The organism is Enterobacter cloacae complex sp. FDA-CDC-AR_0132 (assembly GCF_003010695.1).
Taxonomy (GTDB): Bacteria; Pseudomonadota; Gammaproteobacteria; order Enterobacterales; family Enterobacteriaceae; genus Enterobacter; species Enterobacter ludwigii.
Genome location: NZ_CP027618.1, coordinates 75,417 through 92,325 on the forward strand (window position 1 = coordinate 75,417; position 16,909 = coordinate 92,325).

Here is a 16,909-nt window from a genome sequence, read left to right on the forward strand (position 1 = left end):
CAATATCTAATCTGAGGTGTGCATATAATAATTAACGAAGAACATAAAAATCTATTCATTAGGTTCCGAGTACTCTTTAAGCAAATGTGAAACAATAAATGATAATAAAATCAACAAAATTGCTGCAACAAGCATTACATTACCGTGAGAATTTAGAAAGGCAATTTTTGAGGCATGAACTAATTCTTGTCCTTGCCAGTGTGGTAATGAATCTGCAATACCGATCGCCTCACTTAGTGATAATGGAGGAGCTTGCTTGATATCAGCAAGAAAATCAAGAGACAGATTAGCTGTGAATGAAGCCGTCATAATCATCCCGAATAATATGATACCAGTTCCTGCTCCGAGTTCATACGCCATTCCTTCAATTGCTCCAACTTCCCCTGCTTTCTCTTTTTTTGCGGCATTCATAATTACATATGTAGAAGAGATTAAAGCTGCTTCTATGCAAAACCCTAAAATAATCATTGCAACCCAAACCTCCCATCTATTAGAACTAAAATCCATAAATGCCATGAAAAAGAAACATAACGAGCTTAATAAAACACCATAAAATCCAATTTTTTTAACTCCTAACCATGTAAGTGTGAATCCAACGAAAGGACCGGATATAGAGCTCGCAATAATAAATGGAAATAGAAACAGTCCAGCTTGAAAAGGTGATAACCCAAATACTAATTGTAATTCCTGAGAAACAAAAAATTCGAATCCAACCAGCGTGGCCATAGCGATAAACGCAAGAATTAGCCCCGCCAATATAGGCTTATGTTTGAAGAGTTCAATATCTATCATTGGATGAACGAGCATCACCTGCCTTTTCCAAAATATCGTTAACATAACTAGTCCCAACATAATGAATGATAAATAAGTAATAAACTCTTCAGAAGCCCCTAAGTTTTTAACACCTAAAACAATCATTAATATAGAAAACATTAAAAGCAAAGGATCAAGTAAATTTATAATTTTAGAACTGCCTAATACTTTATATTCTTTAAGACCGATTAACATAAAAAAAACAATGAAGCAAATAGGAATATTGATAAAAAAGACAGAGTTCCACGAATAATTTTCTATTAAAAGACCACCCACAAATGGACCGAATGCAGCTCCACCAGTACCTATAGCGGACCATACACCTAGTGCAACAGCACGCTCTTTTGGCTTGACGAAAGATAGCCTTAATGCCAAGAGAGTTGCAGGAATGATCATTGCGGCCCCAATGCCCAATAAAGTTCTTGCACAAATTAACATTATGGTATTAGAAGATATATATGCTAAACATGATGCAATACAAAATAATAGCATTCCAATCAGAGATATCTTTTTGAACCCAATTTTATCGGCGAATACCCCCATCGGCAGCAAAAGACATGCCATAACCAACGAATAGATATCTATAATCCATAAAACTTCCTTTGAAGAAGCTTTAAGATCTAAAGCTACAGATGGAGTTGCAACATGTAGGATAGTAGCATCTAAAGATACGGGTAAATACATTAAAATAACTGTAATAAGAATAAAATTCTTATTATTAAAAAATACATTCTTCTTTTCTAACATAGCATTATCTTTAAAAAGTTTATGATATACACATTTTATTTAAACAAATTACCCTCACAACATCATAAACAAAAAGTTAAAAACTGCAATTACTTGTGATGTAATAGTACATTCGTTTAGCAAGCGTTTAACATTTAATAGTTTTAAATAATAAATTTAATGATAGCATCATAAAACAAAAGCCATAAAATACACAAGGAGCATTTCAACCAAAAATTTACTTGTAATTTACATAAACTGAAAAAATTTACATAACCTATAAATAATATTTGAAACTAACAAATTTACATGGACAAGAAACAAAACTTAATTTTAATCTTTAGTGATAACAGCTATTTATCATTGGGTGTATACAATATAATATCGCGTAACGATGCAATTGTTTATACAAAAGAGGAGTTTATTGACTTTATTGATTTTTTATCTATTTCAAAATACTATAAAATAATTTTTATTTATGACAAAAAATATCGTGACTTGATTTCATTAATGTTTAATGGAACCTCTGCTTTTCACTTTCAAAGTGAAACCTTGTCTAAAGATAACGTCTTAAGTAGTTTATATGTCGAATCATTTATGAGATATAAAAAACATCATTTTTTAGGATTAAAAATTCTTTATTACTATTTTTACTTGCAGCTTAATTATTTTCAGATTAGTGAAATATTAAACATTGATTCAAAAAAAATTAGCCGGCATATCATCAGATGTCTTACAACGGTCAATTATAAAGGTAAGAGAAGTTTTTGGTACGATTACTTAAATAAAAAGCATTGATATACCTTTAGCAGAGACTAGGATTTTAATACAAACTCTCTGCTATGCTCGATAATCCATTCCTTGAAAACATTAAGTGCTTCACTATTATGATTAACCCGAGATTTCTGCAAAGTAAGCCAATAACCGCCAAGCGTGGCATAAATTTCAAAAGGTTTTGCCACGGATCGCTCATTTAATTCTTTTTGAAACATATGATAAGGAACTAGTGCTGCATAATCACCTAACTTTACAGCATCTATCATAAGTCTGGTAGAATCAAAGATAGGCCCTGTAATAGTCCAAGGGTCGATCCCAGCAGCTTTAAACCAATTATTCCATTCCTCCTTTCGATAGGAACGCAGTAAGCAAACTTTTTTTAAGTCTGATGGAATGTACAATTTCTTGGATGTTTCCGGGGAACACAATACTGTATGCGGCGCCTGAAAGAGTAAAATATTTTCCGTATTAATCCAGCCGCCTGTTCCAAATCTAATAGATGCATCAATACCTTCTGCAGCAAGATTGACAACGTTATTATGCGTTAAAATTCTAATATCAATCCATGGATTTTCATTAAGAAACGCAGTAATCCGAGGAAGGAGCCATCCTATTGCAAAAGTCCCTACGACAGCAATAGTAAGCACCTCTTTAATCTTACCTTCATGGAATTTATCCATCGCAGAACTCATCATCTGCAAAGCTTCTGTAATCGAAGGCAAAAGATGCATGCCTTCGTCTGTCAACTGTAACCCACGCGGTACTCTTGTAAAAAGAGCCACACCAAGCATTTGTTCAAGTGTTCTGACCTGCTGGCTTACGGCGGCCTGGCTTACATGAAGTTCTAGTCCGGCTTTAGTAAAATTTAGATATCTTGCTGAGGCTTCAAAAGCTCGTAATGCATTTAAAGGTAATCTGGCACGCATGGTAACCCAAAGAAAAAGTTATGTCTGTATAAAAATTATATTGCTTCAAAGAAAAAATAACAACTGTATAATCGCTCGCTGTTGAAAGTTAATACACGCTATGTCCTAGTTAATATAGAAAATTGTATATAAGGTAAAACCATGTCACTTAATGTAAAGCAAAGTAGAATAGCCATCTTGTTTAGCTCTTGTTTAATTTCAATATCATTTTTCTCACAGGCCAATACGAAGGGCATTGATGAGATTAAAAACCTTGAAACAGATTTCAATGGCAGGATTGGTGTCTACGCTTTAGACACTGGCTCGGGTAAATCATTTTCGTACAGAGCAAATGAACGATTTCCATTATGTAGTTCTTTTAAAGGTTTTTTAGCTGCTGCTGTATTAAAAGGCTCTCAAGATAATCGACTTAATCTTAATCAGATTGTGAATTATAATACAAGAAGTTTAGAGTTCCATTCACCCATCACAACTAAATATAAAGATAATGGAATGTCATTAGGTGATATGGCTGCTGCTGCTTTACAATATAGCGACAATGGTGCTACTAATATTATTCTTGAACGTTATATCGGTGGTCCAGAGGGTATGACTAAATTCATGCGGTCGATTGGAGATGAAGATTTTAGACTCGATCGTTGGGAGTTAGATCTAAACACAGCTATTCCAGGCGATGAGCGTGACACATCTACACCTGCAGCAGTAGCCAAGAGTCTGAAAACCCTTGCTCTGGGTAACATACTTAGTGAACATGAAAAGGAAACCTATCAGACATGGTTAAAGGGTAACACAACCGGTGCAGCGCGTATTCGTGCTAGCGTACCAAGCGATTGGGTAGTTGGCGATAAAACTGGTAGTTGCGGAGCATACGGTACGGCAAATGATTATGCGGTAGTCTGGCCAAAGAACCGGGCTCCTCTTATAATTTCTGTATACACAACAAAAAACGAAAAAGAAGCCAAGCATGAGGATAAAGTAATCGCAGAAGCTTCAAGAATTGCAATTGATAACCTTAAATAAACCTAACTGTAGCCATCATTTCATTATGATGGCTTAACTTCATCATGAAAAAAATGAAAATTTTAATTTTTTTATCATTAGCTATGAGTAGTTTGTCAGCATATGCTCAGTGTGATTTTATCACCGAAGATTCGACAGTGATAGATCTTAAAAACAATCTAGAATGGCAGGCTTGTACTTTCGGCATGCAATGGAATATAGAGAATGGATGTACTGGAGAACCAACTCCCCTTACTTTGAGTACAGCTTTTGGTGAAGCAATAAAACAAGGGAATGGATGGAGACTGCCAAGTATCGAGGAATTATCTTTACTCTCTTCAAAAAGCTGTCTTAAAAATAACCTTTTCAAATCATATTTTGACATACCCCAAGATAATGGTGAAGGAGCATCGCCTTACTGGAGCTCAACGCAAATTCAAAGCATACCTTATTTGTATTATACATTTGACATGATCAATCATTATATTGACGGTCATACTATTGAAATGACTTATCCTGTTCGATTTGTAAGATATGTAATGGTCGACGATGATTTAATATTATAAAAACAGTTTATTACCCATTATTGATTAAAAAAGGATATGCAGTATATTTATAATCACTTAATAAACTGCATATCCAAACACTATCTAAAATTCATTATAAATCGTCCCATTCAGGCAATTCATTTACCACTCTTCGCCATAAATGATAAATACTCATTGATATACCAAAAAGGAAACCTGCCGAGACTGAATATATTAGAAAAGTTTTAATCTCGAAGAGATCAAGCAATAATAGCAGGACTAACATAAGCCCACCCCATACAATCGAAAAATACATCCCAAATATTAATGCATTTAGCCATACAGATGCAAACGGAGGTGGCGGGATTTGATAGCCTTTTTTCCATAACCTTTTATATAAAGGTGGTGCATAATTTAACTCCCACATATTCTTTTGCTTCATAATTGACAATGATTTCTCAAGTTTTTCTTCAAAATTGGTTTTATTCATTTGTATACCTTATTTATTACACAGTAGTTTAATGAACCAATTATAATTATAGCACTTAATCTTAAAAAAACATTATCAACATCATAACTAGAAAAGCTTACTAAAGAAAACAAACATGATAAATCATATCGTGGCACTAAGTTCTCACTATTAAAACACATGTGAACAAGCAAAATTCCCTCCAGCATGGCTTAGAAAGCAGCTTCCTTTTTTCTTCATTCAATCTACCTATGACCGCTCAATTACGATAATATAAAAAAAGCAAATCCTTCAGATATTTCTCGTAAATTTTTTTTGCAAAAGGAATTCTATTTAACTTCAGTTTAACCATGATCTTATATTATAAAAATAGCAAAAATATTACATAAACCGCTTTCTCAATACACTTAAATAGAATGACGAAATTGTATATATTATTATTTATCAATATGTTGGCATTGATCAGCTTTCCTCTTCAAGCCAATAACTTAGACTCCATTGCTGTTCGTGCAACTGAAAAATCCCTGTGGGCTATACCAGTAGGAGATAAACATTTATTTATAAAAACTTTTAAATTGATAGTTACACTGCTCAGTAAGGAATCTATAGATTTATCTGAACACTGCTTTAAAGCTTATACAACGGTTCAAAATGAATATGACCTAGATTCATTTGACGAAGTGTTAAGCGCTGGTGTTCTTATTTTTTTGAAAACCAATTAGAGGAGTAGCTTCATTTTCATCGGATGAAGAACACATTCATAAAGCATCGCTTGTAAGAATTACAAAAAACTGCTGAGAATTTACGTTCTGATTCTATTATATTATTAAGGCTCGCATTAATTTTACCTTTTATTAATTAGAGTCATTTATTAAAAATTACCATTTACTTTATAAATTTTGAGAACTGATGAGACAATTATATTTATTCTCTTGGATCAGCGTATACGCTCTTCTTTGGACAATTGCGACTACTTGGCTTGATCCAACTGTTCCTTATGACGCAATTGAGGCTCTCAATTGGGCACAAAATGCTAGTTGGGGTTCACCTAAGAATCCATGGTTAGTTGGTATGATATGGCGACCGGCATTATGGCTTATTGATTTTCCTATGAGCTTATATTGGTATTGTACGCATTTTACTGCAATTGCTATAGGCATGCTTGGTTGTTGGTATTTAGCAAAATACCTAAGCGGTAACGATCAATTGGCATGGCTAGCATTATTAACTTTGAACCTTTCTGGCATTATAAATTTCGACATAATAAGTTACAACGACAATTATTTACTTGTTATGTTGTGGCCATGGATGTTTTTATTTTTTTATTTTTCAATTACTCGTCATCCGGCGTGGTGGTTATTGTTCTCCATTGCAGCTGGATTGGGAATGATGGCTAAATATTCTACTTTTGTATTCGTCTTTGCCATCTTCATCGCCACAATTTTTGTGCCAAAAATTCGCTATTGTTACCGTTCGCCTTTTTTCTACCTCGCGATATTCCTCTGTGTATGCATTGTAACTCCTAATATTTTATGGCTTTGGAATCATAACTTTGCTGCTGTAGATTGGGTTGATTCACAGATAATTAGACAATTTAATCCTAAAATCATTGTAAAAATAATTAGCATATTTTACCCACTTTTGTTTATGCTATTAATATTGCATCATTATAAGCTCCATTTAAAATGGCCCACTGAAGTTTCTATACTCGTCATTATATACATCGCTTTCATACCACAGTTCTTCATTTGGCTATGGTTCCTTTTTCATCACGGAGGTCGTTTAACAGAGTGGCTTCAGCCTTTTTTCATTATAGCACCTCCTATTATTGTCGCTTGCGTTAGAAATTATAATGGACAATCTTTTAGCAAAGCATTTTTAGCTTTATTTGCAGCAGGTTTACTTTTTCTAATAGGATATATATCAGTATTAGCATTGAACATCAGCAATTCTGGTCAAAAAATGCAAGGAGTAATCACTTTTAGCCAAAAAGTTGAAGCAATATGGCAGAAACATTATAATTCTCCTTTCAAGTATGTTGGAGGCGAGTATCTTTCTGAATGGATCACTTTTTATGCTTCTTCACGACCACAAGTCATAACCCGCTGGGATGAAAATACCCAACCTAATATTTACAACAAAAACATCGAGTTTAGTGACATTCAGAAATTTGGTGCTTTGATTATCGGTCATGCAGATGGACAATGTGAAAACTCAAGCTTTACTAAAGCAATAACTCAATGGCCACAACTTAAGATCGATTATATTATAGATTTAGACTTTCAGAAAGATAAGCAAAGCAGTATTTACACGGTCTGTGTTGGATTAGTGAATCCTGTATAGTTTTTTATAAATTACCAGCAGATAAACTGCTGGTATTTATTATCTTTTTTTGATTTAACAATAAACTTACTTCTGATAAGAATAACTCAGCCTTGATTCGAGTACAATTTTAGTAACAGAATAGCATTTTCTCTGTATATAGTGTATATTACTGACATGCATAACCTAGATTAATATCATGGATATAAGCCATCATGTCAGTTTATACTTAAAAATTTTCCACCTGATATATCATCGACATTCGTGAGATACACTATCAATTCCTATCGGACAAACATTAGATTCCTCAAGAAGCTCAACAATAAGTGATTGCCCCCTCTGTAGAACAACCAACTGATAGTGCATTAATATAATCAAGCATACTCGAATGATCATAAAACCTTACCTCGTAAGCAACATGCTTTTTATAAATCAATATCCAAATATACTTTCTATTAATGTTATAAACTTTATACAACCTAACATTTCATTAATACATTTGTACATTTTACACGCGAGGAAATGCAAAGACAATTGTTTAACATGAACAAATAGCATACAATTTCTTAATAATATAATGTATTTATATTTTTTAACATAATTGTCACTAACGTTGCTAAACTTCCTAGTAAAATTTGTTAATAGATCCTTTTTGTCCCATGCATTTTTGAGATCCCGACCAGATATTTTTTTGCAGTATTCCTCCGTTATCATATCATTCAACAATTAATGCAGGCGTTCACGGCTATATTCTGACAACAATTTTTTCCGTCATTTCTCGTGCTTCATTCAGTGATTTGTACAGATAATAATCAGGTTCTCCTATATGGTATCTCCGGTTAAAATGCTCTTGAAAGCAATCTGCTTCGGTTTACCCGACTGGTTAAATTCCAGTTTCAGTATGTTTCTCTGTACATTCGTCATTACCAGCAAAATACACTCCGGACCTTTATCCATGCGCACCATAGCCGGATAGCCGCACTTTATCGTAATCCTATCGGATCCCTAGACCACTCATGGAGCGGGTAAATAAGGCCAATTTAAATCGGCAACTCCTCTCGGTTACATTCTGGAACTACTTTAAACGTTCGAAAACGACGACAACAGACTAAGGAATCATGCATAAAATCGATCATCTTTGGTTTAGTGTTTCCATAAGGACAAGTGTTGAGGGATTACACACCGATAACAGTTGTTTGCCCTGACGGCAATAATTCAGCTTCAGCAGAGTATAAATAGGGTGGATCCTATTGTGATGCCACGGGTATCCCTGTCGTCGCAGAATCAAGTACAGCTAGCAAAAATCGTATCGTGGATATCATTCTACTACCGCCTGCAATGCAGCAATAACGGGTTCGTCACATGAGATATCCGGACGGTAATGGTAAAACCCCTCAGCTTAGTTTATACAACTACTGGGCTGACGGATACTGAGTCCGGATGTATTGATTAGATAAATGACCAGCTCAGGATTAGAGGCTGGTAATCATCTGTTTAAGATGTCTGTTCTCGTACTTAAGATCCAGTATCTTTAGTATCAGAAACGTCTATATCGCAGTAATGGGGCTTCCAGTTGTAGCAGGTGTCTTCAGAAAGGTCTGCCTTCAGCCCTACACCTTTGGCATTTCGTCCGGCTTAAACCGACTTAATCATGGCGATGATCTGCTATTCAGTAAAACGGACTATACGCATGGCGATCTCCTTTGTTGGCTGATTGATTATGCCCGCGTCTCTCTAAATGTGAATGAAACTATTATGTGAGATGCTTACGGTTACAGGGCAAGTTTGATTCTCAAGTTTGATAAGGTAGGTCACGGCATCTGTTCGATTTGTTGAACACATTCCCAGAGACGGTTGTAGACTACTGCAAACTTTAGGACGAAGGTTGGATCCAAAAATCTTACATAGATTATCTTTTGATAACTGAACACACCTTACATTTGCTGGCTTGACTAACATATAATTATTCACTGTTTAAAATTCACATTCATGCTGTTAGCATCAGGTCTATCTGATCAATCAATATCATCCGAAGGGAATCACACTCAATGAAACCCAAGCTGTATTCATACGTACGTTTTTCATCTGTGAAACAACGGGAAGGTAACTCCCTGGAGCGTCAGCAAGATACCGCTTTAAAAATTGCGGCCCGCTATAATCTCGAACTTGATACAACGGCTTTCCACGATCTCGGCATGTCTGCGTTCAAAGGAAAAAATGCTCATGAAGGGAAGCTATCGGAGTTCATCAAGCAGATTGGGGCTAAAGTTCCCGTTGGCTCGTGGCTAGTAGTCGAAAATCTTGACCGCATTAGTCGTGATGATGCCTGGAGCGCTTTGGATATATTCAAGAACATACTTAGCAGGGGGATAGTCGTTGTTACTGGCATGGATGAAAAGGTCTATAAGTACGCTGACGTAAAGAATAATCCAACTGATTTAATCATTTCATTGTTGATGTTCACACGCGCCCACGACGAATCGTTGACAAAAAAGAATCGAGTTGAAGCCCAGGCCCGTTCGTTGATACGACAGAACCTGACAAGAAAATCGGGCACACCAGCAAAAGCAATAGAATCTGTCGGTCAGAATGTTTGGTGGGTAGATACAAAATCAGGATACGTTACTCCACATCCTATATATTTTACCGCTGCTCAGAAGATTATCGAACTTAAACAAAACGGCGAAACTCTTCTTGGAATCCAACGATATCTTAACGAACATTACCCTGCCCCTAAAAAGAGGGTTTATAAAGACCAGACCGGTCAAGCGCTCCCCCCCAAAACTGAACAATGGGGTAAACATTTGATCAGAACCTTTTTGAACCCCACTGTTCATGGACAAAAAACCTTCACGCTGGATAAACGCGATGAATCAGGTGTCATCATATACGATTCCGAATCAGATGAGCCGTTAAAAGAAACCTTCATTATTCCTGATTACTACCCTGCTCTTATGTCGGAAGTGGACTACTTGACACTTTCGAAATTAGATCGACACCGCGCCATCACTCGTAATTCATCAAAATACCCAGCAGGTAACCCTGAACCAGAAATCCCGCTACTCTCAGGTATCGGTATTCTTTTTTGCGGCAAATGTGGTTCTTTCATGTTCAAATCTGGTTCAAGTGAAAACAAGTACCGTTATATATGTGGTTCGAAAATTGTTCAGGGTAAACCTTGCGGTAAAAAAGGTTTTACGTCATACCAGCTTGAGCACACTGTTTTGCAACTAATCGCTGATCATGTCTGGAACAATCACCAAGAAGATAAAACGGCCTGGTATGAATCTGAAATTGAAAAGGCATCAGAAGCTGTTAAAAAGCTGCTAAAGCTTGCAACTTTGACAGATGAACTCGAAGAATTGGCAGATCAGATTAATGCCAATAACCAGAAAAAAATAACGCTTGAGCGAGAATTTCAGCAGTACAAAATCCGTCGCTCTGAAATCCAAACTACTGGCTGGGATCAATTTCGAAATTTCGATGTTCATGACACTAAGAACCCTGACCGTAAGCGAATTAGGCTGAAGATTAAGCAAGCTATCAAACGTATTGATTGTTATGACATTGATGGGCGGCATAGTCATTTTGAAGTAACCTTCGCCGACGAGACAAAACAGAGAATCGTGATTAAGTTCAATCGAAACCGATCACCTGGTGTTTCGTATGTAGAAGCACAGACAGTAAATGATCATGACTTACTAAAAATGCAAGGACTAGTGTTGCACTCCTTCATTGATGAACTGATTTCACCTGAAAAATTTGCACAGCATATTAAGGACAAGCATGAAGTCAGCATTCTAAACCCGACGTTTATAACCAAGCTGGAGGATGGTGTAAACCAAGACGAAGGCAATGGATTGGCTATCAAGGTAGATAGTACGACAAGTAAATCGTATGCAACAGTCAACGGTATTAAATACGAGATTAACTCTCTGGAAGACTTAAAAAAACTCTCACAGTAAATCACTCTCCCCTTGCATACCTGTCAAGGGGGAGCTTACCAACGCTCCCAATAGCCTTATCTCCGTTTCAGTTACATCAAAGCATTCTCGGGATTCTTCACACCATAAATGATCGTTTTTATAGATCAATTTCAAGTTATTGATAGTTTTTACAGATCAATGTAAGATCATGATTCTTCGAGTAGTGTTTCTTACAAGCAAGACTCACGGGATGGTGCTCTGCCCCCCGATGGACTGCAGTAGAAAGAAGGTATCCAGAATGACTATCCTTATAAAAACATTAAAAATCATGGCGTCAGGCGTTGTGCTCATTTCAGGTATTACCGCCGCCTCCAGTACCGTCTATTTCTTGCCAGAGGCGAAATCAGCAGGTGTCGCCAGCAACGACAAAAACGCCCTGATGTTTCTCGGAATGGACAGGGATGTAAATCTGAAGGGAATATGCTTCGCGATAACAAAGCAATCATCCTCGATCGTGCCGCTGGTAGATATCACTGCTACAACTGATAACGGCAGATTCACGATGCACGGACTACGCCCAAAGAATAACGACGATACGAAGGAATTAGTCTGTTCACTTGGTTCAGAAGCTGGGGATTTCTTGACTGGCATTGCGAACTCAACCACCGTCAACGTGAAACTAGATTTCAATGGCGAGATCCGCAGTTACAGTTTCAACACTACAGAGTTCAGAAAAATACTGACTGCCAATGGTCAAGGTGTGTGGGACAAAGCAGCTAAAGACTACGCTCAAGGAGTTCGCGCACCCATTTTCTATAATAACAACCGCGAAGCCACCAAAAACAATGCAGTAACCTCAAATGTCGATACACATAGTTATAAAGCAAGCGATGAGAAACTAAATTCGGTCTGGAAAAACCTTAGCCCTGAAACTAGAAAACGATTACTCCCTTCCCAAAGAGAATGGATAAAGCAAAAATCCGGTTGCAATAATGAACAGAAATGTCTTACCGACATGACGAACAACCGTATTATTGAACTAGAATCTGAAAATGAAAAATAATGCACTGACTTTGGTTTTAAAAAACGACTGGATAACTTCGTCTTCTAGTCAAACCTATAACGGGAAATACATGGTTGGACATTTTCACTTGACAGATACGTTTATCGTTGAATATATGAAGCTGATACATGGAGTCGAAATACCTGTTTCATGGATAAGCAGCTGCTTCACTAATACATCAGATACCAATATCCGTAAGGTTATGTATATGGAAGGCTGCGGTATGTTATCTAACGATACAATGAATGAGATCCGTAATGCAGTTAAGTCCCCAACTGACAACGTGAAAATATACCGCAATGGGGAACATATTGTTAAGATAGAAGTTATGGAAAAGCAAAATGAGAGCACACTCTAAACGTCACTTTAAAAAATCGATTGCAACTGTCGCCATCTCCTTCGGGCTTTATGTGTTGAACGGATTATTAATAACACCATGCCAAGCCAGTACATCCGAATCAATACAGGTATCAAATGGAGGCTCAACTTATTTTCAACAAAAACAACAACCATCCAAACCATCAATAATCGATATACTTCCAAGAGCGTATACTACCGGGGAAGTTTATGCGCGGTTTAAAGAACACGAATTCAGGGCAACGAATGACTTCAAGAAGTGTCGTTTGATGGTGATTGGTAAAATTAAAAGCATCGGTACAGCCACTTTCAGTAAAAAACCGTTAGTAACGTTATATGTCCCTGATTCGAATGAAGGATTAAAATTCATTTTCGAAAATACGGATTATGATAACGATAAAGTTGCTGCGTTAAACGTGGGAGATACTGTGATTATTGCCGGAAGGAATGCACGCCCTGGAACATTTGAAGGTATTTTTTTAGATGGCTCGCAAATCATGACGGGTATGATTTCAAAGAAGAAAAGGCAAATGCTGGCTGTAAATGGTGGAGTCTATGACCGGGAAATTTGCCATAAGTAACGTTCTACAGGATTTTCAAATGCAGGGGCGAATCCCCCCTGCATTACTCGCCAACGGATTAAGTTATTTAATCAATACATGTTCTGCTGTTTAGGATTCGATAAAAAAGTATACCCGACCGATAAGTCAGCTTTGTATCCCATTTCATCAGGCACCAGGGGCGGTGGAATGCGGGTTGTAGCCCACAATGTATCCCATTCTGTATCTCATTTGTAGTAGGTATGTATTTGCTTCTGATCTGACTAACCATTAACAAGTTTCTTGCACATCTACAGCAATGTAACTGGAACAAGTTTACGGGACATTTTGTGTCACGAGAGTCATACTTAACACTAAGATTACGCTTCTCTATTAGTCAAACCATGACTTGAACGTGTACTTGTCCCGCGCTTCCTGCTCTGACATCCCTGTGTAAGCAAAGAACTTTTTAAAGTCTGGTTTCTTAATTGGTTCTATACACTTCAAAAACGCCGCTTGTTTGTTCTCATAAGTCGGCACACCTCCCCATTCCCTGACTCGACTTAACTCAATGTTGCTTTCTGCGATAGCAGGAAACTCAGAAAGAAAGTGATAAAGTTCAACGATTACATGATCTATCAGCGCGATAGAGGTTTCAGTGATGTCAATGAAGCCCCCACAAAGTTTTTTTCCAAGCGTCTGTTGGACATGTTCGAGCGTCAGAATGTCACCATACATCGAAATCTTATCTTTAACTTGTTCGTTCAACTCGTTTCTGTATCTGAGTAAACCCATTGCCTCGTTGTAGTTTCCGAACAAAGCCCCTACTCTGACACTGTTTCGCCAGGTTCCCCTTAGCTCTTCAGATGACGGGGCTCTAATCTTCATTCGTAAAATACGATGCTTAATTTTCCATACGACTGACTCATACAGTTTTTTGTTCGCGGTCGGTATTGGACGTATAAAATACAAGCTGTTTGTACTAAATGTTACATCATCAAACTTAGTGATTATCGTTGTAAAAGCACCAGCCCTTACAAGTGGCTCATCACTGTCTATCTTAAGGTAATTGGTTTTGATGGCAACTAGGTTACTCAGGCAATCTTGTGCTAGCGCTACAGCTTGTATGGAAGTAATCAGATTATCTCTAGCGATTTTTTGTTGCTCTTGTCTTTTGTTGATATAGACCGCTGACACCCCTCCCAGAAAGGCTGAAGCAAATGCCATCGTAACAGGGAAGATGTAATCTTTCACATAATCTGTTGTTGGTCGTAATGACTCAATGGCTTTAGATATATCGCTGGTGTGCTGGTTTAGAATTAGCCAGTCAGTGAATGTCATGATTTATCCACCGTGTACTCGTAATGCATTTTCTCCTCAGACCCTATTTTGAAATCAGGATTTGCTTGCATAATGAAACACCACAAACCAAGAGCCTTACCTTTGTAATCCTTGGGAATCTCAACAGAGAATACGTCAGGGTCAGCTTTCGGAGTTATAGCAGTCACTTCTTGCTCATATACGGTATGCTCGTTGTATGCTTCAGTTATCATCGAACTGAGGCTACCAAACATGGCAAAACCGTTGCGTTCAAAGTCCTCTAATGATTCAGGGTTAAACGTGAAGCGCACGCTGTGAAGTTTCCCGTTTTCATCCATTTCTCCCTCTGGTTCGCCACATTCCCAGCGACCAAACCGCATCAGGTAGAAAGCAATATTCTTCTCATCGTGATCTTCAATCTCTTTCCCGGCACAGTACATCTTCACGTCACCGCAAATGAAACTTGCACGATTTTCTTCATCGACAGAGGCATCTTTACTATTGTCAGCTACCAGTTCGAAAACAAGAGGGGGCTTAGTCCCGACGTTCACGTCACCGAGCATCGCCATTTCATTGTTTGCAAGTGAATGTATCGGTGTTGTTTCGTACTTGTGTTTCAGTTCAATAAATGAATTCACAGGCAGCAATGTCCACATCCTGAGACAACGGTAATAGATTGCAAAATACAATGGAACACCATTTAGCTCACTATAGCGTTGAAGTTTTGCTACGTAGTCCTTTCTCAGTAGGTATGTTGATGTTGGGTTTGGGACACTAGTATTTTTCACCTCAACGAATATCTGCCGACCGTCCTTCAGGACGAGTCTATAGTCAGGTAGTAAAATATCAGCATCATCAGAAATGACGTCACCAGTGTCTTCAGTTTTTATCAGGCGACACCCTTGTAGTCCGGCGGCAACTTGACCAAAACACGCTTCCATGCGTTTCCCGTGAAGTAGTATCTGATTTTCCTGTGAAGCTTTGAGCGATTCGCCAAACTGTTCAAGAAATTTTTCAGTGTCCTCTGGTGATTTTAGTTTGTAGTCATGTTCACGGCTAAATGCTGTAAATACTTCCAGAGCTTCAAATTTTCCAGGATTTCTTACGAGGCGTTTCATCATTTGATGTTCTGTGTTTTTAGGAGGTTACCTAAAATTACACCTGAACAATGATGATGCGCAACAACACTTACAAGGAAGCCCATATAGGGGCGCGATTGGAGAATGAATTTAGCCTAGATTTTTTGACTACCCTGTTTTGTACCATCAAGCCCCCAAATATCCGCAAGGGAAATTGCTGATAAGATATCTCTTTTGGGTATACCTGATTAAGACCATGATACAAAGTCTCAATAGGGTTAAATTAAACTCTATTGACAGCATAACGACGTGATGTATCATATGGGTATCAACTCGATATTCAAAAGAGAATTCATAATGAATATCCGAATCTACTGCCGTGCATCTATTGAAGGCCAACATGCTGATCGTGCATTAGTAAGCTTGCGCGAATTTGCGCAAAGCAAAAACTGGTCGGTTGCCGGAGAATACATTGAGAATGCAAGTGGTGCGAAGCTGGAACGTATGGAACTGATGCGCCTACTTGCGGAAGCACAGCCTGGCGATTTGCTTCTAATTGAAGCGATTGACCGTCTCAGTCGTCTTCAACATGAAGAATGGGCTGAACTCAAAGCTACGTTGAACAGTAAAGGGCTGGTGATCGTATCAATGGACTTACCGACGAGTTGGCAGATGGTTGAAATGTCCGGTAACGACCTTACCAGCGGCATTCTTCGGGCAGTCAACTCTATGCTGATCGATATCCTTGCGACAATGGCACGACAAGATTATGAAACCCGCCGTAAACGCCAGGCACAGGGGATCGAGAGAGCAAAACAGGCAGGTTTATATACGGGGAAAGAAAAAGATATGGAAGCCCGTGAGACTGTTCGCGAAATGCTGGCCCAGAACGTTAAACCAGCCCACATCATGAAAGCGGCAGATATCAGCCGTGCCACCTTCTACCGAATCAAGAAGGAGTTAGTAAGCTAATTATATTAGAATTACATCGGAAGAATGCTCTCGGATATGACCGCCCGCCTTGAGTAAGGTGCAGACATTGCATACTATCTTTTGGTCATTCAAG

Annotated in this window: 15 protein-coding genes and 2 pseudogenes; 10 read left to right on the forward strand and 7 right to left on the reverse strand. The window is 37.8% G+C overall.

Annotation, left to right across the window (positions count from 1 at the left end; translation table 11 throughout):
• Positions 1-51 precede the first annotated feature (51 nt).
• Positions 52-1,560: an MFS transporter gene (locus AM379_RS00355; protein WP_050737107.1), complete on the reverse strand. Its 1,509-nt coding sequence runs from the start codon at positions 1,558-1,560 to the stop codon at positions 52-54.
• A 288-nt stretch (positions 1,561-1,848) separates the two neighbouring features.
• Between AM379_RS00355 and AM379_RS00360 the strand changes: the two genes are divergently transcribed.
• Positions 1,849-2,337, forward strand: a complete 489-nt coding sequence (locus AM379_RS00360; RefSeq protein WP_050737108.1) for a hypothetical protein — start codon at positions 1,849-1,851, stop codon at positions 2,335-2,337.
• A 17-nt stretch (positions 2,338-2,354) separates the two neighbouring features.
• Here AM379_RS00360 and imiR read toward each other — a convergent pair whose 3' ends face one another.
• Entirely contained in the window at positions 2,355-3,242 is an 888-nt protein-coding gene (gene imiR, locus AM379_RS00365) for a LysR family transcriptional regulator ImiR/NmcR (protein WP_045143249.1), read from the reverse strand.
• A gap of 141 nt (positions 3,243-3,383) precedes the next feature.
• Between imiR and AM379_RS00370 the strand changes: the two genes are divergently transcribed.
• Together AM379_RS00370 and AM379_RS00375 are read left to right on the forward strand one after the other, a co-directional pair.
• Entirely contained in the window at positions 3,384-4,262 is an 879-nt protein-coding gene (locus AM379_RS00370; protein ID WP_050737109.1) for an IMI family carbapenem-hydrolyzing class A beta-lactamase NMC-A, read from the forward strand.
• A gap of 44 nt (positions 4,263-4,306) precedes the next feature.
• Positions 4,307-4,807 (forward strand): Lcl domain-containing protein, encoded by a 501-nt coding sequence (locus tag AM379_RS00375; RefSeq protein ID WP_072126443.1) that lies wholly within the window; start codon positions 4,307-4,309, stop codon positions 4,805-4,807.
• A gap of 94 nt (positions 4,808-4,901) precedes the next feature.
• On the opposite strand, the gene AM379_RS00380 is transcribed toward AM379_RS00375, so the two are convergent.
• Positions 4,902-5,258, reverse strand: a complete 357-nt coding sequence (locus AM379_RS00380) for a DUF6404 family protein (protein ID WP_045143250.1) — start codon at positions 5,256-5,258, stop codon at positions 4,902-4,904.
• Positions 5,259-5,653: 395 nt separating this feature from the next.
• Between AM379_RS00380 and AM379_RS00385 the strand changes: the two genes are divergently transcribed.
• Entirely contained in the window at positions 5,654-5,959 is a 306-nt protein-coding gene (locus AM379_RS00385) for a DUF4354 family protein (protein WP_072048476.1), read from the forward strand.
• A gap of 187 nt (positions 5,960-6,146) precedes the next feature.
• Positions 6,147-7,580: a glycosyltransferase family 39 protein gene (locus tag AM379_RS00390; RefSeq protein WP_045143254.1), complete on the forward strand. Its 1,434-nt coding sequence runs from the start codon at positions 6,147-6,149 to the stop codon at positions 7,578-7,580.
• A gap of 633 nt (positions 7,581-8,213) precedes the next feature.
• Here AM379_RS00390 and AM379_RS24200 read toward each other — a convergent pair.
• A pseudogene (locus AM379_RS24200) lies at positions 8,214-9,212 on the reverse strand (integrase core domain-containing protein); the annotation flags it as partial.
• 81 nt (positions 9,213-9,293) lie between these two features.
• A pseudogene (locus AM379_RS24535) lies at positions 9,294-9,509 on the reverse strand (hypothetical protein); the annotation flags it as partial.
• 98 nt (positions 9,510-9,607) lie between these two features.
• Here AM379_RS24535 and AM379_RS00410 point away from each other — a divergent pair.
• The 4 genes from AM379_RS00410 (at position 9,608) to AM379_RS00430 (ending at position 13,486) form a co-directional block, all read left to right on the forward strand.
• The gene (locus AM379_RS00410) at positions 9,608-11,524 is read left to right on the forward strand and encodes a recombinase family protein (protein ID WP_045143234.1); all 1,917 of its coding nucleotides are present in this window, start codon (positions 9,608-9,610) and stop codon (positions 11,522-11,524) included.
• Positions 11,525-11,783: 259 nt separating this feature from the next.
• Positions 11,784-12,548, forward strand: coding sequence for a lysozyme inhibitor LprI family protein (locus AM379_RS00420; RefSeq protein WP_172972899.1), 765 nt, complete (start codon positions 11,784-11,786; stop codon positions 12,546-12,548).
• Complete coding sequence (locus AM379_RS00425) at positions 12,538-12,906, forward strand: hypothetical protein (RefSeq protein ID WP_106503355.1); 369 nt, start codon at positions 12,538-12,540, stop codon at positions 12,904-12,906. Before AM379_RS00420 ends, AM379_RS00425 begins: the two co-directional genes overlap by 11 nt.
• Positions 12,890-13,486 (forward strand): hypothetical protein, encoded by a 597-nt coding sequence (locus AM379_RS00430; protein WP_045143232.1) that lies wholly within the window; start codon positions 12,890-12,892, stop codon positions 13,484-13,486. Before AM379_RS00425 ends, AM379_RS00430 begins: the two co-directional genes overlap by 17 nt.
• A 351-nt stretch (positions 13,487-13,837) precedes the next feature.
• Here AM379_RS00430 and AM379_RS00435 read toward each other — a convergent pair whose 3' ends face one another.
• On the reverse strand, positions 13,838-14,785 hold the full coding sequence (locus AM379_RS00435) for a hypothetical protein (protein ID WP_045143231.1): 948 nt from the start codon (positions 14,783-14,785) through the stop codon (positions 13,838-13,840).
• The gene (locus tag AM379_RS00440) at positions 14,782-15,885 is read right to left on the reverse strand and encodes a hypothetical protein (protein ID WP_181010274.1); all 1,104 of its coding nucleotides are present in this window, start codon (positions 15,883-15,885) and stop codon (positions 14,782-14,784) included. The genes AM379_RS00435 and AM379_RS00440 overlap by 4 nt, the downstream gene beginning before the upstream one ends.
• 315 nt (positions 15,886-16,200) lie before the next feature.
• Here AM379_RS00440 and AM379_RS00445 point away from each other — a divergent pair, with 315 nt between their 5' ends.
• Positions 16,201-16,815 carry a recombinase family protein gene (locus AM379_RS00445; RefSeq protein ID WP_045143235.1) on the forward strand — a complete coding sequence of 205 codons (615 nt, stop codon included), beginning with the start codon at positions 16,201-16,203 and terminating at the stop codon, positions 16,813-16,815.
• Positions 16,816-16,909: the final 94 nt, after the last annotated feature.

Bases quoted from the DNA above. Each gene is read 5' to 3' on its own strand.
- AM379_RS00355 (WP_050737107.1), bottom strand. From the start codon at position 1,560: ATGTTAGAAAAGAAGAATGTATTTTTTAATAATAAGAATTTTATTCTT.
- AM379_RS00360 (WP_050737108.1), top strand. From the start codon at position 1,849: ATGGACAAGAAACAAAACTTAATTTTAATCTTTAGTGATAACAGCTAT.
- imiR (WP_045143249.1), bottom strand. From the start codon at position 3,242: ATGCGTGCCAGATTACCTTTAAATGCATTACGAGCTTTTGAAGCCTCA.
- AM379_RS00370 (WP_050737109.1), top strand. From the start codon at position 3,384: ATGTCACTTAATGTAAAGCAAAGTAGAATAGCCATCTTGTTTAGCTCT.
- AM379_RS00375 (WP_072126443.1), top strand. From the start codon at position 4,307: ATGAAAAAAATGAAAATTTTAATTTTTTTATCATTAGCTATGAGTAGT.
- AM379_RS00380 (WP_045143250.1), bottom strand. From the start codon at position 5,258: ATGAATAAAACCAATTTTGAAGAAAAACTTGAGAAATCATTGTCAATT.
- AM379_RS00385 (WP_072048476.1), top strand. From the start codon at position 5,654: ATGACGAAATTGTATATATTATTATTTATCAATATGTTGGCATTGATC.
- AM379_RS00390 (WP_045143254.1), top strand. From the start codon at position 6,147: ATGAGACAATTATATTTATTCTCTTGGATCAGCGTATACGCTCTTCTT.
- AM379_RS00410 (WP_045143234.1), top strand. From the start codon at position 9,608: ATGAAACCCAAGCTGTATTCATACGTACGTTTTTCATCTGTGAAACAA.
- AM379_RS00420 (WP_172972899.1), top strand. From the start codon at position 11,784: ATGACTATCCTTATAAAAACATTAAAAATCATGGCGTCAGGCGTTGTG.
- AM379_RS00425 (WP_106503355.1), top strand. From the start codon at position 12,538: ATGAAAAATAATGCACTGACTTTGGTTTTAAAAAACGACTGGATAACT.
- AM379_RS00430 (WP_045143232.1), top strand. From the start codon at position 12,890: ATGAGAGCACACTCTAAACGTCACTTTAAAAAATCGATTGCAACTGTC.
- AM379_RS00435 (WP_045143231.1), bottom strand. From the start codon at position 14,785: ATGACATTCACTGACTGGCTAATTCTAAACCAGCACACCAGCGATATA.
- AM379_RS00440 (WP_181010274.1), bottom strand. From the start codon at position 15,885: ATGATGAAACGCCTCGTAAGAAATCCTGGAAAATTTGAAGCTCTGGAA.
- AM379_RS00445 (WP_045143235.1), top strand. From the start codon at position 16,201: ATGAATATCCGAATCTACTGCCGTGCATCTATTGAAGGCCAACATGCT.